Here is a 22,467-nt window from a genome sequence, read left to right on the forward strand (position 1 = left end):
AAACTGAAAAGGTCTAGGAAGCAACCGCACTTCCGCAGTGAGCGCATTTGCGGGCCTTCACCGGGATGGAAGAGCAGCATTCCGGACACTCTTTCGTGGTCACCGGAGCTGGTTCCTCAGCCTTTTTCATCTTGTTGGCAGCTTTCACAATCAGGAAGATGGCAAAGGCCACGATAACAAAATCCAGAACCATGTTGATAAAGATACCGTAGTTCACAGTTGCCACACCAGCCGCTTTGGCAGCGTCCAGCGTTGGATAAGATTCTCCATTCAGGGCGACAAAAAGATTTGAGAAGTCCACCTTGCCCAGGCCCAATGATAGAATCGGCGTTAAAACGTCAGCAACAAATGAAGAAACAATCTTGCCGAACGCCGCACCGATGATGATACCCACGGCCATGTCCAGAACATTGCCGCGCATGATAAACGTTTTGAACTCCTTAAACATGGTTTCAATCCTTTCTTAGAATTTTGCCACGAGATTCATTGTACTCGTGGTTGTGGTGTACTTGCCATCAGCAGGAATGGAATTTTGATATTGTAATAGATAAGCCAACTTCAAAGAGAACACAGAATTCAACATCACATTCAATGAAGCTTCCGTGTTGAACAAATAAGCATCGGTGGTTGTGAAGTTCGGCAGATACTCCGCCCAGTATTTGAATGACAAGGTTTTATCCAGAGCTTTGTTAAATTCGGTGAACAGACGGCCCATGTTGTCATGAGTCGTTCCGCCGGTGGTTGGAAGTGTCTTCTGATAACGATAACCGACCTCGAAGAACCAGTTCATTTCGTCAGATTTGATCACGCTGTACTTCAAACCCAAGTCGGAAGAGTCCCTTTGGATGTAGCCGTTGAAGATATCGCTTTCTGCCTTTTGGCCGGCAAACACGCCCAGATAGTCGGTCAGTTCACGTTCGTAACGAGCACCGATTTCCCAGTTGCGGGCAGATTCAACACCGTTGGAGTCCGTTTTTAAGTAGCGCCCGAATGCGGAATAAACATTTTTGTCCTGCGTGTAAGTGGTTTTTGCTTTCGCAGCATAGCTCTCAGAATCACTGTTACCGCTGACAATTACGGCACCAGCTTCTGCTTCACCGGTAACCGGAGCCGCAGCGGCAGAGAACGAACAAAGCAAGGCGAACACACTTGCGGCAATCGAGAACATCTTCATACACAAATCTCCTTTTATTTATCCAGGATTTGACTCTAGTTTTAATTCGCTCATCGTCCAAGAAAAAATTGATGAGAAACACAGTAAAATCTGCTAATTTTTCCGGGAGGTTTGTGCAGGTGCAAAAAGGTTTTAACTCAGATATTACAGTGCGCGGTCAGAAGTTCCACATTCAGACAGAGGATTGGGGAACGCAAAATCCTTATCTGGTCAGCAGAATCTTCTGCAACGGAGCTGTGATGAAGACCATCAAAACACCCTATGACACTGTTTTGAAGCTGGGGTCTGTTCAGTCGGAGGAAGCCATCAAGTTGGCCCTGCGCCGTCAACACACCACGATAATTGATACCCTGATGGCGGGAAGCCTTCCTTAAATCCTTCAAAAACACCAAAACCTCGACTTGTGGCGAGTATTCATCAGCAGTCATCTTTCATAAGATGAAGGGATGATTGAATTCTCTCACGTCTATAAGACCTATCCAGGCCCGGTTCATGCGCTTAAGAATATTGATTTGCGCATCGACAAGGGTGAGTTCGTTTTTCTGACCGGTCCCAGTGGGGCAGGTAAAACAACTCTGTTCAAGATGATCTCAGCCTACGATATCGCCACATCAGGGGATGTGAAGGTGGCGGGCCATGATCTATTGACGATGCGAGATTCCCAAATTCCGTTCTTTCGCCGAAAAATCGGTGTGATTTTTCAGGATTTCAAACTTTTGAAGGATCGAACGATCTTTGAAAATGTCGCGTTGCCATTGCAGGTTCGCGGCGATAAAGCACCCGCCATTCAGCGCCGTGTGTACGAGGTGCTGGAGCAGGTGGGCCTTGCGCACAAGCATGATCAGTACCCGGACTTCGTTTCCGGGGGGGAGCAGCAAAGAACCGCCATTGCCCGGGCGATCATTCATCAGCCAGGAGTGCTGATTGCCGATGAGCCGACAGGAAATCTGGATCCGCGCTTAAGTGAAGAGATCATGGATCTTCTGGAACGTGTTTGCTCTCAAGGGACCACCGTCTTTGTGGCAACGCATGATCACGAGATGGTTCGTCGTCGCAAGAAGCGCACACTGCAACTGCAGGATGGAATGATTGTGGGGGACACCAAGTGAGACCACATCAAAAGAACTGGGCGTTGAAGGTTTCCACCCTGGTTGTCGTGACCGCGTGTTTTGTGGTGATGGGTGCCGCCCTTTTGGTATCTCAGAACTTCAGAAACATTCTGACTCTGTGGGGTGAGGATGTGCAGATGACGGTTTACCTTTCTCAGGATCTTTCTGAAAAAGGCCGTCAGGACATTGAAAGTAAAATCAAAGAAAATGAAAATGTGGCAGGTGTGAAGTTTGTCACACAAGAGCAGGCTTTGGGTGACTTCCGTTCCCAGATGGCAAGTTATGCTCCGGATATCTCTCAGGATGAAGAACTGCTTCGTCTGATTCCCGCAAGTCTTTTGGTTCAACTGAAATCCGACGTGGCCGCGGCCGAGCAAACAACCGTGTTGCAGTCCATGGCCGGAAAACTTCGTCAACTGGAGGGTGTGGATGAAGTCAGCTATGGCCAGGACTGGGTCGAAAAGTACGCTGCACTGGTTAATGCGATCGAGTTGACCTTGCGCGCGTTATGTCTGGTGATTCTGGCAGCGTCCTTGTTTGTTATGTCCAACGCCATTCGTGCCTCGGTTCAGGCTCGCAAGGACGAGATTGTGGTACTGGAAATGATTGGTGCCACGCCTTCCATGATCCGAAAGCCATTCCTGGTGGAAGGAGCGGTGTTGGGGGTTGTTTCCTCGGTCTTGTCTTTGGGTCTTTGTTTTGCCGTTTACATCGGGATCAAAAATCTGCTGATCACGAAGCTGAGCTTCCTGCAACTGGGCGAGCACATTCAGTTTATGGGTCCGGTGCTTTTGGTGGTGTTTGTTATCGCGGGCACTGGGCTTGGGGCCTTGGGATCTTATCTGTGTGTTCGTCGCATGAATGACGGCTTTGCCGGAAGTCAGGGGTGATCGTTGAAGCTTGCACAGATTCTGTTGGCATTGGTGTTTTCATTGTCGTTGGGGGCGAAAGCCGCAAATCCCACCGACGTGGACAACCTTGCCAAAGACTTTGAAGCGACCAAGAAAAAGCTTGAAGATGCCGAGCTGAAGCAACGTCAGGTCCTGTCGGCTCTTTATCAGTTGAATAAGAAAATCAAAAAGATCGTGACCGAAAAAGGGGAGATGTCGCAGCAGCGGGCTTTCCTCGAGGTGAACATCCGAAATCTCACCCAAAAAGTAGAGGATCTGGACCTGAAGTCCCGTCAGCAAAGAACTCTTTTGGCGGAACGTTTGCGGGCCATGTACAAGCTGGGCGGGCCTTCGATTGCCCGGTTCCTGTTTTCGTCCAGCAGCTCAGCGTCTTTGGAAAGAAACCTGAAAATTCTGGGTGTGGTGGCTGCTCGCGATCTTGAATTGATCAAAAACTATTCCCGGGACCTTAAGGATCTGGAAAGCAAACGCAAGACCCTGGCGCAGCGACTGGACAGCATGAAAACCGTTGAGCAAAAGATCGCTGCCCAGGAAAAGGCCTTGCGCAAAGAGCAGGACCTGAAGGGCAAGCTTCTGGATGGAATCCGCAAGAACAAGCTCTTTGCCATCAATAAAATCAACGGTCTTCGGGAAAAATCCCTGCAGTACAATATTGACGATGCCGGACTGTTTGACTTGCTCTTTAAGCCGTCCTTTGCCGACCAAAAAGGTGAGCTTTCTGCACCTCTTGAAGGTGTGATCACCCGCAAATTTGGACTTATGAAAGGTCAGGATCACCCCTATACTTTAACTCACAAGGGAATTTTCATCTCCGCGGCCAAGGGTAGCAATATCAAAGCCGTGTTTGAAGGAAAGGTTTCCTATGTCGGAACGCTTCCGGGCTTTGGAACAACTCTGATTGTGGATCATGGCGATCACTACTACAGCGTCTATTCCCATGCACAAGAAGTGAAAGTGAACACTGGTGACGAGGTCACGGGTTCTCAGGTGCTGGCTCAGGTGGGTGAAGCCCCACAAGACGGCAGTTCCGGACTTTATTTTGAAATTAGACATTTTTCCGAACCCTACGACCCGCAACAGTGGATGAAAGGACTCTAACACTATGCAATCACTCAAACGCTACTGGAAAACCTATATTTTGGGCGGCGCCCTTCTGCTGGTTTTGTTCATCATGGCAGAAACAGGTTTTCAAGTAAGAGCCTTTGCCCAGGAAAGGTATGCGGACCTTCAGAACTTCAGTAAGGTTCTAAATCTGATTCAGCAGTATTACGTTGAAGAAGTGAACACCAAGAAGCTGGTTTATGGTGCGATCAAAGGTATGCTGCGCGAACTGGATCCGCACACGAACTTCATGCCGCCTGAAATGTTCAAGGACTTTGAAACAGAGACCAGCGGTGAGTTCGGCGGTTTGGGTATTGAGATTTCCATTCAGAACGGCATTCTGACGATCATTTCTCCGATCGAAGATGCGCCAGCCTGGGAAGCGGGTATCAAGGCTGGGGATAAAGTTGTGGCTATCGACGGAACAACCACCAAGGGTATGAGTCTGGCCGAAGCCTCTGTGATGATGCGTGGGAAAAAGGGCAGCAAGATCGTTTTGCGTGTGGTTCGTGATAACGAGGAAAAGCCTCGTGACATCACCGTGGTTCGCGGCAGCGTGAAAATCAAATCGGTGAAGTATACGGATCTGGGCGATGGCTTTGCTTATGTGCGCATCACAAGCTTCATCGAAAACACCTCCAAAGATCTGCAAAAGGTTGTTGAAACTCATATCAAGAACAACAAAAACATGTCCGGTCTGTTGATTGATATGCGCAGAAATCCGGGTGGTTTGTTGGATCAGGCGATCAAGGTCAGCGATATGTTCCTGAAAGAAGGCACTATCGTGTCCACGATTGGCCGTAACAAAAACGAAAAAGAAGTGGCGACGGCTTCTAAAAAAGGTCAGTACACAAACTTCCCAATCGTGATCTTGGTCAATGAATATACAGCAAGTGCGAGCGAGATTGTGTCCGGTGCTTTGCAAGACAACAAACGCGCTTTGATCGTGGGTCAAAGAACATTCGGTAAGGGCTCTGTGCAGTCGGTGATCAAGCTGGGTGATGGCAGTGGTCTGAAATTGACTGTGGCTCGTTACTATACGCCAAATGGTGTTTCAATCCAGGCGGAAGGCATTCATCCTGACATTGAAATTGAAGACGTGGACCCAGATGCATTCTCTAAAGCGATTGTGAAATCTGTCACAACCCGTGAAGGTGATATTGCCGGTCACTTGAAAGGTGATCGTGAGAAAGCCGCAGAGAAGCTGGATGTCAAAGAGGGCGCAGAAGAAGGAGCTTTGGCTTGGTGGAAAGACGTGGGATCGAAAAAAGATGAAAAGCTGTCGCCGCGCGATAAGCTGTTCAAAGCTGATTACCAAGCATATCAAGCATTTAGCTACCTCAAAGCATGGGATACTTTGAAGGCTTTGACGCGCTAGTTATTGATTAAGAATTTTAGAGGCCCTACTCTAGCCGCACATCCAAGGCAGAGGGGGCCTTTCATGTTAAGACTTGTTATCTTCATCACAGCGCTGTGTTCTTTGGCTCAGGCCCAGAACGTCGGCTTCGAAAAAGGGAACTCCCTCACTGTCACTCCAATTCAAGGTCAGGTTCGTGTTATCTGCGGCGGTTTTAACGGCAACGGAACGGCATTGTATTCTTGTCGTGATATCGTGATGAAACCGGGGGCTTATGATCATTTCGTGGGACCTCGTGATGCGCGAGTGACGAAAGTGGAGCTGACGGCATTTCATCAGGATGGTTCCAATCGCTCCAAAACAGAAGACTATCAAGGGGCTCGCGGCATCAGTACTGATGCTTTCAATCTGTGGATTTCCACCCTTTTCCAAAAGCCTTTGCTGGAAGTCGGCACCAACAACGTGAACTATCGTCTGGTCAGCGGAAACACTGTCTATGCGGAGGGATCTTTCCAGGCTGTCGTTACAAAAACAGCCATGCGTGAATGCCCCATGGCAACTTACCAGTCTACCGATGTGAATGACTGCAATTCGCAGTACTCCATCTGCCAGCGCTACTTCAAAGAATTCAATAACTGCCAGTAAAAATAAAAAAGCCGGCGTCATTGCTGACCCGGCTTTTCGGAGTAGAGATTTTCTTTATTCTTACACGCACTCTTTAAGCTTTTTCACAACTTCCATTGCTTTGGCTTTATCAACGCCTTTGACTTCCATGATCGCGTCTACAAATGCTTCTTCAGAAGTGCCGCGTTTGCCGGATTCAACAATCTGGTCGTGGCGCTCGATGATTTGAGTGTAAGAGTCACGCTCTGCTTTAGAGAATCTGGTCAAGATAGCCTCTGGCAGAGTTTCCAGTTTGGACAATGCCGCTGTAGTTTCAGTCAACTCAGCCGCGCTCAGGTCTTTCGCTGTTTTACGAGCGCCCGTCAAAGAGGAGTTTGCCATCAGTTTCGCAGAAGCGGTCGCTGCTGCATCGATGGATTGACCTTCGTTAGCGTCGTTTTTGCTAATCTCTGCCGCCATCTTTTTAGCTGCAACGATAGTTGCCAGGCTGTCCAGACGTTGTGCGGACTTGGTTGGATCTGCTTTCAGAGCCATGGAAAGAGCATTGTTCTTGCCTGAAGGAAGGGCCAGCTCGTTGATGATGTTGTCTTGAGCGACTTTCAGTTGCTGGGCATCCAAACCTTTGGAGGTCATGCGTTTACCGAAAGCGGCGGCCTTAACCTGCTTGGTGTATTCCACCAAAGCTTCACGCGCTGGCTTTGCACCAGGGGCTGCGTGGACCGTCAAAGACAGGGACATAGTCGTCACCAGGGCTGCCATACCGAACACAAATGCTTTTTTCATACTCTCTCTCCTTAGTACTTGTTAATTTTTTAAACAGGGCACTCCAATTTTTGGGACTCTCCAATCCCAGAAGCGCCTTGCTTAGTTTAATCGTTTCAACACTCTATATATCAAAGGGCGTACCAACTAGTTCTTGCCCGGCATCGCCATGCCTCTCATTTGAGAGATCTTGGCTTGAATCTCATTTTGGAACTGACCCTGTTCCGCATTGAGACGTTTGATATTGCGGATCTTGTCCCAGCTCACTGCGTTCGCCATAGAGCCGTACATCATCACTTCCTGCGCCAGAGACTGAAGCTGCTCCAGTGCCTGAACCGCGATATCACGTTGTTGCTGATTCAAAGTCACGACCGCGCCGTCCGTCGCGTCACCCACGCCCAGCAGGGTGGATACGCCCGCCAAGGCGGTCTGGATTTTGGTCACTTGCTCTTCGAGCTGATAGTTTTCCAAAGGCGACTGAATCACTTCGCGGCCTTCGATCGTTTTAACTTCGATTTTCTTCAGCAAATTGTTCAGAGCAAAGAACTCACCTTCAACAGCCTTCAGCGCTGCATGGGTCGGAGCATTCTTCAGCAGATTTTCAAACTTCAGATCAAACTTCGCGGATGGCTGAAGCATTTCCTGCAACAAAGCCAGGTACACGCGCTCTTCCTGGAAGACAGCGTTGATGATTCCGTTTGCCATTGGTCCGCGGTTGAAGCTGCTTCGTTCGTTGTTGTACATTTTGCGAACCATCTTCACGACGATTTCGTCATAGCTCTTGGAGAATTCACCAAAGGCCTTTTGCATCTGGGATTCTGTTTTGGCAGTCCACCAAGCCGGGAATGCGGACTCTTCTTTAGAGCCAACCGCATTGTCACGGGCTTCGTGTACGAGGTATTCAACAAAGCCCTTATAGCTTTTGCCGCTGGCTGCGCGCACCGGCCAGTTGTAGATTCTTTCAACCGGAGCATCGGCCTTGATACCAAAGCACGGATCAAATTCATCATTCTGATTTGCCAAAGTCGGTGGCAGGAACACAGACGGGAAGCCCGTGTGAGCACCGGCAATTTTTGGAGTTTTCACAACTTTGCCATTGGCTTCCACGTCCGGACCGCAGATCATCTGCATGACCAGGAAGTCCGTGATTTTCGGAGTTTTAAACAGGCCCACCTGACGGTAGTAGCTTGTGCCAGCCAAAGTTTCTGCTGTGCTCGGAGCTTTTTCGTAAGCCTGACCGAAGCCACGACCCACTTCCAGGGATGGATCCGGAGAACCCATATAGCTGCGGATCTCGTTCATCACGTGGAAATAGTTCTGAGAGCTTGAAACATTCTGAGCGGCAATGCGTATGTTGTTGTTTAGCTCCAGCAAACCTTTACCGATCTGGTCGCGATCACCCGTGGAAAGTTTTGCGATGATGCCGTTGATAGTTTTCTTTTCAGCAGGGTAGAGATATTTGGCTTTATTGGACTTCATCAAAGCATCGGCTTTGATCGCTGCTTCAGCTACGGTATCCAACTGCATGCCTTCGATAAACTGTGGGTGAGTCAGATAAAGATCCTCACGGCCTTCTGCCATATCCAGCGGAGTCACGCCATTCAGCGGAGCCGTGCGTAGCAGGGGCTGCACCTGGGATTCGTTGAATCTGGCGTTGCGGATTTCGTTCACGAAATCGTTATAGAAGGAATAGCTGCTGTTAAACATGCTCGTCAGGCTTTTCAAAGCTTCAGACCAGTTGTGGTGAGCTTCATAGACTTCAGCCATGTTGATCATGCGCCAGTCCATCATCTTCTGATGGAAGTGCTTCATTTCATGTTTCAAGTTGTCAGTAGAATCGCTCCACTTCGCTGTTTTCAGGGTGTTCACGTGGTTCACCATGTCGCGGTTCATGTCGTGGAAATCGGCCCCATCGAACAAGTTCTTCCAGGCAAAGGTCACATGACGGTTGAACCACATGTCCAAAGCGACGAACGCCGAGATCTGAAGGCCTTTAACAATCAAAAGACGCAAACCTTTTACCTGCATCGTGCCCGGAGTCAGCCAGACAGCGATATCAACACCCGTCACACGCAAAATCACTTTCGTCAGAAGAGCCTGACCCAAAGCCGCCGCACCGGATGAAATCAGCATGGACGCGATGCCCGGAGCGTACTCCCAGATTTTCTTGTGGATAACAAGGTATTCGTAAGCTTTACCGCATGGATCTTCTTCAACGCCAGCCGCGGTGTCTTTCTGGGAAACTTTTCCGCCCATCATAACCTTCGCACAAGCTTTCACGTTAGGATCTGAAGCGATAGAAGAAAGATAAGTTTGCAGGAAAGCACCTACGGTCATGCCCAGGTACGGGATCATGTGGTGGAACTTTGGATTTTTGATGTAAGTGGAAAGCAGGTTGGAAGTCAGCCCTTGGGAATACATGAAAGTGAAGAAACCAAACACACCCATCGGTGAAAGCTGGTGCTGGATATGCTGTTGCATTGCCACAGGATTTTGCGAATAGTTTGTGATCAATTGACCGGCCACTACCGCACCCATCGCCACGAAGAACATCGCAGATTCCGTCGGCAGGTTTCTTACGGTGTGGGACAGGGATGCTTTGGAAGCATTCTTAATGCGAACCATTTCATCCAGCATCATTTTATTGATGGATTTTGGAGAGAACTTGCGAAGTTGTTTTTCTTCCCCGAACGGGATTTCCATCGCCAGTTTTTTGGTTGTTTTATCAAAGACCTGGGCTTTCTTGGATTCCTTGTCGACATAGAGGGTGTAACCCATTGGCTCCAGGAAGTCGCGGTACTGGGCAAGTTGAGCTTTCTCTTTTTCAGTCCAATTGGCTGCAGCCTGGGCCACAGGGGCCAGGATCATGTTAACAGCGGCAATGGCAGTCAGAATCTTAGAGAACCATTTCATAGCTTCACCTCAGTCTCTGAATGTATAGAAGCAAGCTTTGGGCCCCTCAAAAGCGATTAAATGGCACGGGACTTGTCTCATACCGCGACGAGGCCGCAAACGGGCACCGGGGTGTCTAAATCTTGTGATTGTCTCATTCTGGGATTTGGGATAAGCCTAGCGCCACAAAACAGGAGGCCCCATGGCTGTCGTAGAAATCACCAAGAACAACATTCAAGAGATCGTTGAAAGCAACAACATGATCATTCTGGATTTCTGGGCGACGTGGTGTGCACCTTGCCGTCGTTTTGCCCCGATCTTTGAGTCTGTGGCCGCAAAACACCCGGAGGTGATTTTCGGAAAGATCGACACGGAAGCCGAAGTGGAGCTGGCGGACAAGTTTCAGATCAAATCCATTCCGACTTTGATGATCATCAAAGAAAGCGACATCATCTTCAGCCAGCCAGGCGCTTTACCGGAAGAAATCTTTGAGCAGATCGTGGTGAAGGCCAAAGAAATCGATATGGAAGAGGTCCGTCGTGAAAACTCTTAAGCCGTTGTTGCCACTGCTAGTGGTGCTGACAGCATCTCAGTCCCAAGCGGTGTCCTGGAGAATCTTTGGCGCCTGCAAAAACACTCCTGTACACGAAGGCACTTATCAAGCGGATTTGACTAAATCTGTAGGCGCTCTGAGCCTTGAAATCTTTGATGCGAACAAGATCCCGTATGTGGGCTCTGCCGAAGGCATCAATTCCATCATCAACAGCCCGATCGGTCTGGACAGTATTGAGGTTGTCTCTGACACTGAACTGCGTGCCTATGGCTGGTGTTACACTATCAACGGCAAGCAGCCGACAGAAATGCCGGACAAGATTCATTTCAAATCCCAAGACGATAAACTGACCTGGTTCTATGCGTACTCCACCAATAAGAATAATGAGTGGACGGACTATTGTTCCCCGGCCTACTGGATCGCCGCCGATCAGTTCTGCAAATAAAAAAAGCCCGGTGTTTCCACCGGGCTTTTTAATATTCAAATTTAAATTCGAAATTACTTCTGGATCGTTACGTGTTTGATCACGATTGGTTCAACTGGGCGATCCATAGCTCCTGTTTTGGAGTTCTCGATGGATTTAACCACGTCCATACCTTCAACAACTTCACCGAACACAGTGTGGCGGCCATCCAACCAAGGAGTTGGAACAGTTGTTACGAAGAACTGGGAACCATTTGTATTAGGACCCGCGTTCGCCATGGAAAGGATACCTGGTTTGTCGTGTTTCGGAGCGCCAGCTGGGAACTCATCTTCGAAACGGAAGCCTGGGCCGCCAGTTCCAGTTCCAAGTGGGCAACCACCCTGGATCATGAAATCTTTGATCACGCGGTGGAAAGTCAGACCATCATAGAATGGCTTCTTTACTTTTTCGCCAGTTTTAGGATCAGTCCACTCTTTGGTGCCTTCGATCAGGCCCACGATGTTTTCCACTGTTTTTGGCGCTTTATCTGCGAAAAGCTTTACTTTGAAAGTGCCTTTGGATGTTTCAAATACTGCGATCATGTCTTTTCCCTTCTTCGTAGCCTTTGCCTTGGATTCTGTCTTTGCATCTGCGCGGAAGCTGAAAGCTGCCAATAGGAATGCAAAAAGGTAGATCCAAAATACCTTCTTAACATCGATATTCTTCGACATTGCGGTCTCCTGACTTTTGTCCAACCCCTTCACTATTAGTGAGGCAGCCGGCGAGGGTCAAGTTCCTTCAAAAGTGCAACGTTGGCCTGAAGCAGGCTTAAGACTTCATTCAGGAGCTCTGAGGGATGCAGATGAAGCGCCAAGGCAAGAGCATGAAACGACTCATGATTTGGGCTCAGTTCAGTCAGCGACTCTGACGCAACAAGCTGAAGCATCTGCTCAATCTGGCGCAGTCGGTCATAGTTCTTGAGTAAAACCCCGGATTTCTCCTCTAAAGCGCTGATCAAATCCGTCGTTGCCGACGAGGGGGGCTTGAGCTTCTTTTTCAAAACGGCGGTTTGTGCGGCCAGTTCCACATCCACAAGACCGCCCTCGCTGTACTTCAGATTCGGATGAACTCCTTCAACCATCAACTGAGTCCGAATGCGCTCAAGCTCATCCAGCTCCGCAGATGAAAGCCCCCGATCCAAAAAACCCAGATTGTTGTGAGTGCTTTCGCCAATCCAGCGGGCCTTCAGGTAAGCTTGTCGCTCCCAGGCCGCCGCCTGAGTTTGCAGATAGTCTTCCAAATCCTTTTGCACGATCACCAGCGGGCCGGCTTTGCCGGAAGGGCGCAGGCGCATGTCGATAGAATAGATGTTTCCCCCGCGATGGCTTTCCGTCAGACGGGTGATGAAACGTTTGGCGAGCTTATGGTCCATTTCACCCGGTTCGTCCGGAACGACGAAAATGAAATCCAGATCCGAGCGGAAGCCCATCTCGCGGCCGCCCCATTTACCCAATGCCAGAATGCGCAGCTTCGAGGGATATTCTTTTTTCAGAGCATCCAGCAACGTGGTCGCCACCGAATCCGCGGTGGAAGTCAGATTCGCCGTCAGTTGCTGCAGGTTTTTATCCTCGAGGTACTCGCTTCCGTTGATGACTTCAGAAAGAAGCTTCTTTTCAGCCAGCTCTTCCAGCAGGGTTCCCAGGTCTTCCGAGTGTTTGTCTTGTGCCCGGTAAACGAAACTATCCAGCAGCTCAGGGCGATTGCACAGAATGCGGGAAAGATACGGTGAATGGCCAAACAGCCACGCCAGTTCCTGCAGCAGTTCTTTTTCGCGTAAAAGCAGCGCAAAGAAACTGGCTTTGGCCCGCGTGCTGCCGATGAAGTCTTTTAACAGCAATAAGCCCCGGCGGATGTCGCCCTTTTGTTCCTGCAAGGTCTCAAGGAAAGCCCCTAGGAAAGCTTTGCGGGAAAGCTCATCGCGGCCCTTGTTGCGGGAAAGCACTTCCTGCCCCAGGATTTCCTGCCAAAGTTCCTGCAGATCCTGATCCGGCAAGCCGGTGCGTTTCAGTTCTTCTTCCAGTGAAATTTCTTTCGGGGCTTCTCCTAAAAGACTTTTCACGATGGAATCACAGCGAAGCATGTCGAACTTCAGATTCGGCAACGCCTGCATCACAAATTCAGGATGGGATTCCGTCAAAACCAGCAAGTGGGTTTGTTCGTCGTTCAGGGCCTGAACGTAGTTTTCCAGACGGCGCAGATTCCAATAGTGCTGGCGCAGGAATTTGGCTTCTTCAGAAGGCAGAAGTTCTTTCATTTCCAGCAGTACCAACGCCTCGGTGGTTCCGCGCACCTGCAAAGTCAGATCGCGGCCGCCGTGAATAACCTGAAGGGCGTGGGTGAAAAGCTCGACATCGCGGATACCCCCGATGCCCAGCTTTAAATCCACCACCTGATCCTGCGACCGCTCCCAATAGTGCCCCTGAATTTTAGAGCGCAGGGTTTTTAAATCTTCCAGCAAAGTAAAATCCAGATGTTTGCGGAAAGAAAACTTCTGCGCAAATGCCAGCACTTCCTTCTGCACATCTTCATCACCCGCAATCGGGCGCAGACGAACAAAGGCCAGGCGTTCCCAGGTTTCGCCATAGTTGCCATAATAGTCTTTGAATTGATCCAGGGTCGGAATCAACGGCCCCTGTTTGCCGCCGGGGCGCAGGTCAAAGTCCACCCGAAAAACAAAACCGGCAGCAGTTCGTTCGGTCAGAATTTTTTGAAACTTGCGCAAGGCCGAAAGGCTTTGGGGGGAGTCTTCCTGGCTGACCAGCAGAACATCGACATCGGAACTTAAATTCAGCTCTGACGACCCCAATTTTCCAAGGGCGAAAAGCGCAATTTTTTGATTGGAAAAGCAGTGATCAAAAGCGTGGCGTAAAAGAAGGTCCGCGGCCCCACTCCATTGCTGGCAGATTTGATCGGGGGCCATAGAGTCGGTCTTGGCGGCGTCAGCAAAGCGAGACCAGATCTCGCTGCGCTCCTGCCGTAACTGATCCTCGATGGATAAGTTAGTCAATGTTGTTGGACCATTTTGGCTTGTAATAGTTGTTGTTGTCGTTGGTCACACGACGCTCTTCGGTCCCGTCCACGGTGGAAATATAGATCTGATTTTTCCCCGTGCGGTTGGACGTGTACATCACGAATCTTCCATCCGGAGAGAACGAAGGGTCTTCGTTGCTGGCCATGCGACCGTTTGGTTTTTTCGCAGAAGTCAGACGGATCATTCCGGTGCCGTCGGCGTTCATCACAAAGATATCAAAGTTGTTGTCGCTCTGACCGGCAAAGGCGATTTTTTTGCCATCCGGGGACCAGGACGGGGACGAGTTAAACACACCCGCAAAAGTGATGCGTTTCACATTGTTCCCGGCAGCGTCCGCCGTGTAAATCATCGGACGACCCGCACGGTCAGAAGAGAAGCTCAACAATCCTTGCGGAGAAACGGTCGGCTCAACGTTCAGGGCTCCGGCCGGGCCATTGGTGATTTTGCCCACCAGGGTTCCATCCAAAGACATTTTATAGATGTCCGGGCTGTTGCCTTGAGAAATTGTCAGATAGATATGACGACCATCCGGAGAGAACGACGCCCCTGAGTTGATGCCCTGACGGTAAGAGACCAAAGATCTTTTCCCGGTCGTCAGATCCAAAAGCAGCATGTCTGCGTTGCGGAATTTTGCGCCCACACGTTTCACATAGGAAGTGTAAGCGATTTTTTTACCGTCCGGGGACCATGCCGGGGAAATCGAGATACTGCGGTGATTGGAAACCTGTTCCATGTTCGCGCCATCCCAGTCCATGGTGAAGATCTCTTTGCTTTGGCCGCTGCCCTTGTCGCTGGAAACAACCACGCGGGACAGGAACGGACCTTCAACACCGGTCAGAGCTTTCATCACGTCGTTGGCGAAAGTGTGCGCGATACGACGGGCACTGCTGGTTGGGCCTTTATACTTTTTCCCCAGAACCAAGGCGGCACGGGGAACATGGTAAGTGTAAGTTTCCAAAGTCACTTCGTTGCCTACGACCGAGTAACCTGCACGGATCAGGAAGTCCGCGCCGATCGAAGACCAGCTTTGGAATTTGAATCCATTTGGCAGGCCTGGTGCCGGCATCAAGCCCGTTTTGGAGGTGTCTTCCAGGAAGGCGCTCTGATTGATGAACTGGAAGTAGGAAGAAACGGTCAGGTCATTGGTGATCGTATTAAAGATCTCAACCCCGACACTTTGATTGCGGGATGCCGTTGAAGGGGAGCCCGTGTATTGCAGCGGCGGGAAAGCCATCAGACTTTTTTTGGTGCGAGCTTCACCCAGCTTAATATAGATGCCGTTGTTATTTTGGGCATGGGAGAAAAGAGGGAATAGGCCGATAATCAGAACAAGGGCCAGTATCTGTTTCATCATGATGTCCTCCTAGTTATTCCGGGAATCCGATCAGGATTCCGTCCACAGAGAATACAGCGATCAGCTTTTCTGGCGGAGCCGGGAAAGGGGCTGAACGGTCAATGGTTGCTAATACTTCTTCATCGTAGCTGGGATTGCCACTGGATTTAACAATTTTTCTGCCCAGAATATTGCCGCGCGAATCCACGAACACACGCACTTGTGCTTTGTAATCACGCTTCGCCAGCCATTCTGGGATTGTCCAATTTTGTTTGATGTGACGATCCAGATCAGAAATGTAGTTGTCATTCTGAAGCTTGGCGATTCCAGTCAAAGATGTGCCGGGCGACAGGACATTGCCTTTCACAGGGGCACTTCCGGTGGCGGCTTTGCCGGTTCCGGCAGCTGCTGCGGCTTTTTTCTTGTCTTCCGCCACGTCTTCTTTGATTTTCTCCAAGGCAGCCATGGCTTTGAGTTTATCCAAAGCATTCTGCTGCTGGGATTTTACTTTTTCCAGATTAATGCCTTCTTCCTTGGCTTTTGCCGGAGGAAGTTTCACGGGCTCTGGCTTTGGCGGAGTTTTCTTTTCCACCACTTTTTCCGGAGCCTTTTCAGGCGGCTTTTCTTTTACGGGTTCTTTGGCGACTTCTTTTTCAGGAAGAGCCGGTTTGGGATTTTCTTTGGCCGGAGCTGCAAGGTCTTTGGGCTCCACCTTGTCCGGCAAGCCTACCATGTCCACACGCACAGCTTGCGAGAAATCAATCGGTTCCGGATCAAAGAAGACGGTCTTCAAAGTAAAGATCGAAATAATAAGCGCGTGCAGGGCAAAGGAGATCCCTATGCCGCGGGTTACTTGCTCATCATTCTGCTGATCTTTTTCCTCTAAATAGTTCACAGCTCAGGTCATTGATCTTTCGGCTGAGTGATCAGACCGATGTTAAAGATGCCGGCGGCACGCACTTCGGCCATAGCTTCCGCGACGAAGCCATAGTCCACTTTGCGGTCTGCCTGAATGTACACCTGTTTGTTCTTTTTATTTTCGAAGATCGCTTTCAGTTTCGGGCGCAGTTCTGTCATGGCGATCTTTTGTTTGGCGATGGTCATTTTCTGATCTGAATTGATCACCAGTACAAAAGGCTCTTCGTTGACTTCAACACCGGAAGAAGAGGTCTTTGGCAGATCCACTTCAATCCCCTGTTGCATCAAAGGAGTCGTCACCATGAACATGATCAGCAACACCAGCATCACGTCCACCAAAGGCGTGATGTTGATTTCGCTTAATGTCGCCCGGCTTTTTCCGCCGCCGCCACTCATTCCCATGATTAATTTCCTTGGAAGAAGTTACGTTTAACGATGTTCAGGAAGTCCGCGCCGAAATTGTTCAGGGCGATTTCCTGCTTGCGGATTTTAGAGATAAAGTTGTTGTACAAAACAACCGCTGGAATCGCTGTTGCCAGACCGATCGCCGTGGCAATCAGGGCTTCAGAAATACCCGGCGCTACAACCGCCAGGCTGGCTGTTCCGGTCTGACCAATCTTGTGGAAGGAACCCATGATCCCCCAAACCGTACCGAAAAGACCGATGAAGGGACCGGTGGAACCGGTTGTTGCCAGAACGGTCAGACGCGATTCCAGTTTGGAGATCTCGCTTTCAGTGGCTTTGTTCAGGACACGTTCCAGGTTGTCGATGCCGGAAAGGATCGGTTTATCGCCTTCGGTTTTGGAAAGCAGCGGGGACTCAGAGATCTTTTTCATCTCCAGGTACACGGCTTTAAAGACGCGGGCGACAGAAGAGTCCTTATATTGGTCGATGTCTTCAAACAACGTATCCAGGGAATTCACTTTCCAGAATTTGGACAAGAACAGTTCATCGGACTGTTTCATGTTTTTGAAAGTGACATATTTGGAGTAACCGATGGCCCAGCAGAAAACGGACATCACAATCAGCATCAACAAAGTCAGCTGAACAATGGGACTTGCTTGAGCGATAGCATCAATGGAGCTGGTGTTCACTGATACAGAGGGTGCAGCCTGGGCCGCGTTGACAAAAATAGGGGACATATCTAGACCTCCGTTAAGGTACGTCTTAAAACGATATGCCCAAATGCATTTTGGATCAACCTATTGAGCAGGACCTTGGTTTAGAAGACGGAGCAATTCTGGCAAATTCGTCGTGATCAGGCCCTCGGCCTTATAGCGACTCGCCTCAGCAAGCTGAGCTTCATTCTCGATAGGTCCCAGGAAGATTCTTTTGTTGCGACGACGCATCTCCGTGATGATCTCATCGTTGAAAGCGGGGCGTTTCATCAATTTGAAGGGAGCGATGAAGACGTCGCCTTTGAATTGAGTCGAAGGCAAAATCCACAGCGAATCAAAACTGAGTAATCTCATAATATCCGGCTGACTGGTGCCGTACACCCACTCGGGCTTCAGTTCTTTGATAGAGGTCATGATGATCAGGGCATCGCTTTGAATCAGGGTGCGCGGGTTTGGCTTCAGGTCATCAATCGCACTGACCACCGTGGAATGCACGTCGTGCACGTTATCTATAATATTCAGAACAAAACGAGTCTCGGGAAACTGTTCGTAGTATTCCTTCAAAGCCGGAGTGGTTTTATAGAATTCGTTGATCTGTTCCCATGGGTATTCCGACAACTTGCCACCGGTCATGATTTTGGCCGTCGGATTGGCTTTCTGTTCAGCCAGCTTCATATCGATGAATTCGCGGTCCCGGCTGGCAGGCAAAATGAACGGCACTTTATCGGAAGAAATGCGCACGTCGGCCCAGATCACGGCATCAGGCTTGAGTTTCAGGGTTTCCTGAACCTTCTCCAGAGTGTCCGCCTTAACGATCACGATCGGAGCGGGGCCAGAAAAGAAGGCGTGTTCGTAAACTGGGAAGGATTGCCCCAAGCCCCATATACGGGCCATAAGCAGTAGAATACCAAGGATAAGGAAGCTGACAGCGGTAATGAAAAGGATTCTCATAGGCCTTTCGTATAGCACCCTAAGACTTTGAAATCAGCACATTTTTTCAAAACTAAAGGAAAGATTCCTGTCACAATCTTAAATACGTTAAAATTAGGCGTATTTCGCCTTGTTTTTCAATTGGCTTTCTATTAGATAGAAAGCGACGCCGTGTCCGCAGAGGACTCTCTGAGGGGCGCTGGTGAAGGGAACCTTACATGAATAAAATCAATCGCAAGCTTGAATACGCTCTGATGGCTCTGAAATACATGAGCCAAAAGATCCCCGGTGAGCTCACAACTGCCAAAGAAGTGTCGGATTCTTTCCATACACCTTTTGATGCGACGGCTCGTGTGATGCAGCAAATGGCGCAAAAGGGCGGGATTTTGCGCGCCGAATACGGAGCCAATGGCGGATATCAAATCACGAAAGACCTGGCGAAGGTTTCCATACACGACCTTGTTGAGGTGATTGAAGGACCAACTGCGTTGGTGAAATGCCTGCACAAGGAAGCACCTTGTGAAATTCAAGGCACCTGCAACATCGTGTCTCCGATCACAGCTTTGAATCACAGACTTACAGACTTCTACAAAAGCCTGAGCCTGAAAGAACTATTGGTGGAAAGAGTGGCAATGCCAGCGAAAAAATCCTCTGAGGCGGTGGCCCATGGATAACAACAAATCCTCCAGCAATCCGCTGGAAAGTTACGAATACAAATACGGTTTCACCACCGACATTGAAACAGACCAGGTGCAGTTGGGTCTGAACGAAGACATCATTCGTCTGATCTCTGCGAAAAAGAATGAACCGGAATGGATGCTTGAATACCGTCTGAAGGCGTTCCGTCATTGGCTGACAATGGTGGAACCCGAGTGGGCGCACGTGTCCTATCCAAAGATCGACTTCCAGGCGATTCGCTATTATTCCGCGCCGAAAAAAGCGACGGATGAAGCTGCGAAACCAAAATCTTTGGACGATCTGGATCCGGAACTGATCAAGACTTTTGAAAAACTGGGTATCCCGCTGACCGAACAAAAACGCATCTCCGGTATTGCTGTGGATGTGGTGTTTGACTCTGTGTCTGTAGGTACGACTCACACTGAGGTTTTGGATAAAGCCGGTGTGATCTTCTGTTCTATTTCCGAGGCGATTCATAAACATCCGGATCTGGTGAAGAAGTATCTGGGTTCTGTTGTGCCTCACACGGACAACTATTATGCCGCTTTGAATGCGGCGGTTTTCACGGATGGTTCTTTCTGTTACATCCCGAAAGGCGTTCGTTGCCCGATTGATCTTTCCACTTACTTCCGTATCAACGCCAAAGACACCGGTCAGTTTGAAAGAACTTTGTTGGTGTGTGATGAGGGCGGTTATGTGAATTACCTTGAGGGCTGTACAGCTCCTCAGCGTGATGAAAACCAGCTGCATGCCGCAGTTGTTGAGCTGGTGGCTTTGGACAATGCCGAGATCAAGTACTCGACTGTTCAGAACTGGTACACGGGCGATAAAGAAGGCCGTGGTGGTATCTATAACTTTGTGACCAAACGTGGAAAAGCTCTTGGGAAGTATTCCAAGATCTCCTGGACCCAGGTGGAATCCGGTTCTGCAATCACGTGGAAGTATCCATCCTGCATCCTGCAGGGTGAAGGCTCTGAAGGGGCTTTCTATTCTGTGGCTTTGACTCACGATCTGATGCAGGCGGATACCGGCACGAAGATGATCCACATTGGTAAAAACACCAAAAGCACGATCATCTCCAAAGGGATCTCGACGGACAAGTCCTCCAATGCCTACCGTGGTCAGGTGAAAATCCTGCCTTCGGCGGAAAATGCGCGCAACTATTCCCAGTGTGATTCCATGCTGGTGGGTGATCAAAGCAGTGCGCACACTTATCCGTACATTGAAGTGAAAAACAAAACTGCGACGATTGAGCACGAAGCGACGACTTCACGTATCAGTGAAGATCAGATCTTCTATTTGCAGTCCCGCGGTCTGGATATGGAAAAAACAATCTCGATGCTGGTCAACGGCTTCTGTAAAGAGGTCTTTAAAGAGCTTCCTCTGGAATTCTCTGTCGAAGCCGTAAAACTGATCGAAATGAAATTAGAAAATAGTGTCGGCTAGGCCGGCAGAGCGCAGCTGAAGCAGCGCAAGGGTGAAATATGAATTTACTAGAGATCAAAAACCTACATGCAAGAGTTGAAGAAAAAGAAATCCTGAAAGGTCTGAACCTGACAGTGAAGCCGGGTGAAGTTCATGCCATCATGGGCCCGAACGGTTCCGGTAAATCCACACTTTCCAAAGTGCTTGCCGGTCACCCGGCGTATGAAGTCACTTCCGGCGAAGTGAAATACGAAGTGAACTTCAACATGACCAACTTGTTGGATCTTGAACCGGATGAAAGAGCCAAAGAAGGCATCTTCCTGGCATTCCAGTATCCGATTGAGGTTCCGGGGGTTTCCAACTTCACGTTCCTGCACACGGCTTTCAACTCTGTATTGCAGCACCAGGGCTCTGAACCAATGCCTGAAGGCGAGTTCCGCGAATTCCTTTATCAGAAAATGAAACTGGTCAGCATGAAACCTGAATATCTGGATCGTCCGGTGAACACAGGTTTCTCTGGTGGTGAGAAAAAGAAAAATGAAATCCTTCAGATGGCGGTTTTGTCCCCGCGCCTGGCGCTTTTGGATGAAACAGATTCCGGTCTGGATATCGATGCTTTGCGTGTTGTTTCTGAAGGGGTGAATAAACTTCGCCGTAAAGACAACGCGATCATTCTGGTTACTCACTATCAGCGTCTGTTGGATTATATCAAGCCGGATTACGTTCACGTTTTGGCGAACGGCAAGATCATTGAGACTGGCGACAGCTCACTGGCGCTGAAGCTGGAAGAAAAAGGCTACGACTGGCTGACGGTATAGGAAGTGACTATGAACCTGTTAACGAGCTATGAAAAATTCAGTCAATCCAATCCTGCCGAAGGCGCATTGTCCGCTTTCCGCAAGGCGGGGTATGACTATGCTCTGAATAAAGGTCTTCCGACCCGCAAAGATGAAGCCTGGCACTATACCAGCGTGAAAGCTTTGAATGAAGGCACGTTCCTGCCAAGCGCAGTGAACCCGTTTGAGCCAAGTCATGACACTCTGGTTGAAATCAAAAAATATCTGAACCCAGAATTTGCCAACATCGTTTTCTTCAATGGTGTTTTGAACAAGACCCTGTCGGCTGAATTGCCAGCGGGCGTGAATCTAAAAGAACTTTCCCAGTATCCGGCTCAGTTTGATGACACCTTTGATGCTTTGAATGGCGCTTACATGGCAAAGCCGTTCGTGGTGAGTGTTGCCAAAGAAACGTCTGTGGAAAAACCTGTGAATTTCGTCTTCTTCACGTCTACAGAAGGGGGGCCGCCATTGATGGTTTCTCCTCGCCTCAGTCTTGAAGTGGGCGCACGTTCTTCCGTGCGTGTGCTGGAAAGCCATTACGGCAAGACGGGCACCAGTTACTTTGCGAACTCAGTCAGCGACGTGCACGTTGGTGAAAGTGCCAAGCTTGTGTACGTGCGTGTTCAGGCCGAAAGCGAAAGTGCCGTGAATATCGGTCGCACCCGCATGGTGGTGGAAAAAGACGCTAACGTGGAAAGTCTGGCATTTGCGACGGGTGCAAGTCTGTCTCGCCATTCGTTGGATGTGATCTTGAACGGTCCTGGCTCCAACACAGAAATCCTGGGCGTGTACGCTGTTCGTGGCACCCAGCACGTGGACAACACGTCTTTGATCAACCATAAAGTGGGCGAGTGCAATACCAATCAGCTTTACAAAGGCATCCTGGACGGGGAATCCCGTGCCGTGTTCTGCGGAACCGTTCGCATCGAAAAAGGTGCGCAGAAAGCCAACTCGGCCCAGTTGAACAATAATCTGCTTTTAAGTGGCAAGGCGGAAGCCGACAGCAAGCCTTGTCTGCAGATCTATGCAGACGACGTGAAAGCGGCGCACGGCTCCACAGTGGGTCAGTTGAACCGCGAAGAGCTGTTCTATCTGCAATCCCGCGCAATCCCTAAAGAGAAAGCCATCCCGATGCTGAGCTACGGGTTCCTTTCTGAAGTGATTTATAAAATTTCCGACGAGAGCATCCAGAAATGGCTGTCTCGCCATCTGGACGAGGCGTTCAGCAGCCTTGCCCTGAATCGGTAAG

Annotated in this window: 23 protein-coding genes; 12 read left to right on the forward strand and 11 right to left on the reverse strand. The window is 49.6% G+C overall.

The window, feature by feature from the left end:
- Positions 1–13: 13 nt before the first annotated feature.
- Both mscL and ACZ520_RS00740 read right to left on the reverse strand, forming a co-directional pair.
- The gene (gene mscL / locus ACZ520_RS00735) at positions 14–448 is read right to left on the reverse strand and encodes a large conductance mechanosensitive channel protein MscL (protein ID WP_088566626.1); all 435 of its coding nucleotides are present in this window, start codon (positions 446–448) and stop codon (positions 14–16) included.
- A gap of 15 nt (positions 449–463) precedes the next feature.
- Positions 464–1,174, reverse strand: a complete 711-nt coding sequence (locus ACZ520_RS00740) for a DUF481 domain-containing protein (protein WP_088566625.1) — start codon at positions 1,172–1,174, stop codon at positions 464–466.
- A gap of 71 nt (positions 1,175–1,245) precedes the next feature.
- On the opposite strand from ACZ520_RS00740, the gene ACZ520_RS00745 reads away from it, so the two are divergent.
- The 6 genes from ACZ520_RS00745 (at position 1,246) to ACZ520_RS00770 (ending at position 6,297) form a co-directional block, all read left to right on the forward strand.
- Positions 1,246–1,548 (forward strand): hypothetical protein, encoded by a 303-nt coding sequence (locus tag ACZ520_RS00745; RefSeq protein WP_232468877.1) that lies wholly within the window; start codon positions 1,246–1,248, stop codon positions 1,546–1,548.
- A 72-nt stretch (positions 1,549–1,620) separates the two neighbouring features.
- Positions 1,621–2,283: a cell division ATP-binding protein FtsE gene (gene ftsE / locus ACZ520_RS00750; protein WP_088566624.1), complete on the forward strand. Its 663-nt coding sequence runs from the start codon at positions 1,621–1,623 to the stop codon at positions 2,281–2,283.
- Positions 2,280–3,173 carry a cell division protein FtsX gene (locus ACZ520_RS00755; protein ID WP_088566623.1) on the forward strand — a complete coding sequence of 298 codons (894 nt, stop codon included), beginning with the start codon at positions 2,280–2,282 and terminating at the stop codon, positions 3,171–3,173. Before ftsE ends, ACZ520_RS00755 begins: the two co-directional genes overlap by 4 nt.
- 3 nt (positions 3,174–3,176) lie before the next feature.
- Positions 3,177–4,292, forward strand: a complete 1,116-nt coding sequence (locus ACZ520_RS00760) for a murein hydrolase activator EnvC family protein (protein WP_417867435.1) — start codon at positions 3,177–3,179, stop codon at positions 4,290–4,292.
- A 4-nt stretch (positions 4,293–4,296) separates the two neighbouring features.
- Positions 4,297–5,673, forward strand: a complete 1,377-nt coding sequence (locus ACZ520_RS00765; protein ID WP_088566621.1) for a S41 family peptidase — start codon at positions 4,297–4,299, stop codon at positions 5,671–5,673.
- Positions 5,674–5,736: 63 nt separating this feature from the next.
- A complete protein-coding gene (locus tag ACZ520_RS00770; protein ID WP_088566620.1) occupies positions 5,737–6,297 on the forward strand; it encodes a hypothetical protein in 561 nt (186 codons plus the stop codon).
- A 60-nt stretch (positions 6,298–6,357) separates the two neighbouring features.
- Here the strand turns inward: ACZ520_RS00770 and ACZ520_RS00775 are convergent, their stop codons facing one another.
- Positions 6,358–7,059, reverse strand: a complete 702-nt coding sequence (locus ACZ520_RS00775; RefSeq protein WP_088566619.1) for a hypothetical protein — start codon at positions 7,057–7,059, stop codon at positions 6,358–6,360.
- A 126-nt stretch (positions 7,060–7,185) separates the two neighbouring features.
- Complete coding sequence (locus tag ACZ520_RS00780; protein ID WP_464127067.1) at positions 7,186–9,951, reverse strand: hypothetical protein; 2,766 nt, start codon at positions 9,949–9,951, stop codon at positions 7,186–7,188.
- A gap of 181 nt (positions 9,952–10,132) precedes the next feature.
- Between ACZ520_RS00780 and ACZ520_RS00785 the strand changes: the two genes are divergently transcribed.
- Together ACZ520_RS00785 and ACZ520_RS00790 are read left to right on the forward strand one after the other, a co-directional pair.
- Complete coding sequence (locus ACZ520_RS00785; RefSeq protein WP_464127069.1) at positions 10,133–10,483, forward strand: thioredoxin family protein; 351 nt, start codon at positions 10,133–10,135, stop codon at positions 10,481–10,483.
- Entirely contained in the window at positions 10,470–10,928 is a 459-nt protein-coding gene (locus ACZ520_RS00790; protein ID WP_374031723.1) for a DUF4430 domain-containing protein, read from the forward strand. The genes ACZ520_RS00785 and ACZ520_RS00790 overlap by 14 nt, the downstream gene beginning before the upstream one ends.
- Positions 10,929–10,981: 53 nt before the next feature.
- On the opposite strand, the gene ACZ520_RS00795 is transcribed toward ACZ520_RS00790, so the two are convergent.
- Genes ACZ520_RS00795 through ACZ520_RS00825 form a run of 7 tightly spaced genes read right to left on the reverse strand, consistent with a single transcriptional unit; the run spans position 10,982 to position 18,240 of the window.
- A complete protein-coding gene (locus tag ACZ520_RS00795) occupies positions 10,982–11,617 on the reverse strand; it encodes a peptidylprolyl isomerase (RefSeq protein ID WP_011162785.1) in 636 nt (211 codons plus the stop codon).
- 35 nt (positions 11,618–11,652) lie between these two features.
- Positions 11,653–13,953: a [protein-PII] uridylyltransferase family protein gene (locus ACZ520_RS00800; RefSeq protein ID WP_464127072.1), complete on the reverse strand. Its 2,301-nt coding sequence runs from the start codon at positions 13,951–13,953 to the stop codon at positions 11,653–11,655.
- Entirely contained in the window at positions 13,946–15,331 is a 1,386-nt protein-coding gene (locus tag ACZ520_RS00805) for a translocation protein TolB (protein ID WP_416479671.1), read from the reverse strand. The genes ACZ520_RS00800 and ACZ520_RS00805 overlap by 8 nt, the downstream gene beginning before the upstream one ends.
- Positions 15,332–15,344: 13 nt before the next feature.
- Positions 15,345–16,205, reverse strand: a complete 861-nt coding sequence (locus ACZ520_RS00810; RefSeq protein ID WP_088566614.1) for a TonB family protein — start codon at positions 16,203–16,205, stop codon at positions 15,345–15,347.
- Positions 16,206–16,213: 8 nt separating this feature from the next.
- Positions 16,214–16,630, reverse strand: a complete 417-nt coding sequence (locus ACZ520_RS00815) for an ExbD/TolR family protein (protein WP_088566613.1) — start codon at positions 16,628–16,630, stop codon at positions 16,214–16,216.
- Positions 16,631–16,632: 2 nt separating this feature from the next.
- Entirely contained in the window at positions 16,633–17,370 is a 738-nt protein-coding gene (gene tolQ / locus ACZ520_RS00820) for a protein TolQ (protein ID WP_038450529.1), read from the reverse strand.
- Between the two features lie 60 nt (positions 17,371–17,430).
- Entirely contained in the window at positions 17,431–18,240 is an 810-nt protein-coding gene (locus tag ACZ520_RS00825; RefSeq protein ID WP_416479669.1) for a hypothetical protein, read from the reverse strand.
- A gap of 254 nt (positions 18,241–18,494) precedes the next feature.
- Here ACZ520_RS00825 and ACZ520_RS00830 point away from each other — a divergent pair, with 254 nt between their 5' ends.
- Genes ACZ520_RS00830 through sufD form a run of 4 tightly spaced genes read left to right on the forward strand, consistent with a single transcriptional unit; the run spans position 18,495 to position 22,466 of the window.
- Positions 18,495–18,950: an RrF2 family transcriptional regulator gene (locus ACZ520_RS00830; RefSeq protein WP_088566611.1), complete on the forward strand. Its 456-nt coding sequence runs from the start codon at positions 18,495–18,497 to the stop codon at positions 18,948–18,950.
- Entirely contained in the window at positions 18,943–20,400 is a 1,458-nt protein-coding gene (gene sufB / locus ACZ520_RS00835) for a Fe-S cluster assembly protein SufB (RefSeq protein ID WP_088566610.1), read from the forward strand. Before ACZ520_RS00830 ends, sufB begins: the two co-directional genes overlap by 8 nt.
- A gap of 38 nt (positions 20,401–20,438) precedes the next feature.
- Positions 20,439–21,197 (forward strand): Fe-S cluster assembly ATPase SufC, encoded by a 759-nt coding sequence (gene sufC, locus ACZ520_RS00840; RefSeq protein WP_464127076.1) that lies wholly within the window; start codon positions 20,439–20,441, stop codon positions 21,195–21,197.
- A gap of 9 nt (positions 21,198–21,206) precedes the next feature.
- Positions 21,207–22,466: a Fe-S cluster assembly protein SufD gene (sufD, locus tag ACZ520_RS00845; protein ID WP_464127078.1), complete on the forward strand. Its 1,260-nt coding sequence runs from the start codon at positions 21,207–21,209 to the stop codon at positions 22,464–22,466.
- The last annotated feature ends 1 nt before the right edge of the window (position 22,467 follow it).

The organism is Bdellovibrio sp. BIS2, from assembly GCF_055398295.1.

Bases quoted from the DNA above. Each gene is read 5' to 3' on its own strand.
- mscL (WP_088566626.1), bottom strand. From the start codon at position 448: ATGTTTAAGGAGTTCAAAACGTTTATCATGCGCGGCAATGTTCTGGAC.
- ACZ520_RS00740 (WP_088566625.1), bottom strand. From the start codon at position 1,174: ATGAAGATGTTCTCGATTGCCGCAAGTGTGTTCGCCTTGCTTTGTTCG.
- ACZ520_RS00745 (WP_232468877.1), top strand. From the start codon at position 1,246: ATGAGAAACACAGTAAAATCTGCTAATTTTTCCGGGAGGTTTGTGCAG.
- ftsE (WP_088566624.1), top strand. From the start codon at position 1,621: ATGATTGAATTCTCTCACGTCTATAAGACCTATCCAGGCCCGGTTCAT.
- ACZ520_RS00765 (WP_088566621.1), top strand. From the start codon at position 4,297: ATGCAATCACTCAAACGCTACTGGAAAACCTATATTTTGGGCGGCGCC.
- ACZ520_RS00770 (WP_088566620.1), top strand. From the start codon at position 5,737: ATGTTAAGACTTGTTATCTTCATCACAGCGCTGTGTTCTTTGGCTCAG.
- ACZ520_RS00775 (WP_088566619.1), bottom strand. From the start codon at position 7,059: ATGAAAAAAGCATTTGTGTTCGGTATGGCAGCCCTGGTGACGACTATG.
- ACZ520_RS00780 (WP_464127067.1), bottom strand. From the start codon at position 9,951: ATGAAATGGTTCTCTAAGATTCTGACTGCCATTGCCGCTGTTAACATG.
- ACZ520_RS00785 (WP_464127069.1), top strand. From the start codon at position 10,133: ATGGCTGTCGTAGAAATCACCAAGAACAACATTCAAGAGATCGTTGAA.
- ACZ520_RS00795 (WP_011162785.1), bottom strand. From the start codon at position 11,617: ATGTCGAAGAATATCGATGTTAAGAAGGTATTTTGGATCTACCTTTTT.
- ACZ520_RS00805 (WP_416479671.1), bottom strand. From the start codon at position 15,331: ATGATGAAACAGATACTGGCCCTTGTTCTGATTATCGGCCTATTCCCT.
- ACZ520_RS00815 (WP_088566613.1), bottom strand. From the start codon at position 16,630: ATGGGAATGAGTGGCGGCGGCGGAAAAAGCCGGGCGACATTAAGCGAA.
- tolQ (WP_038450529.1), bottom strand. From the start codon at position 17,370: ATGTCCCCTATTTTTGTCAACGCGGCCCAGGCTGCACCCTCTGTATCA.
- ACZ520_RS00825 (WP_416479669.1), bottom strand. From the start codon at position 18,240: ATGGCCCGTATATGGGGCTTGGGGCAATCCTTCCCAGTTTACGAACAC.
- ACZ520_RS00830 (WP_088566611.1), top strand. From the start codon at position 18,495: ATGAATAAAATCAATCGCAAGCTTGAATACGCTCTGATGGCTCTGAAA.
- sufB (WP_088566610.1), top strand. From the start codon at position 18,943: ATGGATAACAACAAATCCTCCAGCAATCCGCTGGAAAGTTACGAATAC.
- sufC (WP_464127076.1), top strand. From the start codon at position 20,439: ATGAATTTACTAGAGATCAAAAACCTACATGCAAGAGTTGAAGAAAAA.
- sufD (WP_464127078.1), top strand. From the start codon at position 21,207: ATGAACCTGTTAACGAGCTATGAAAAATTCAGTCAATCCAATCCTGCC.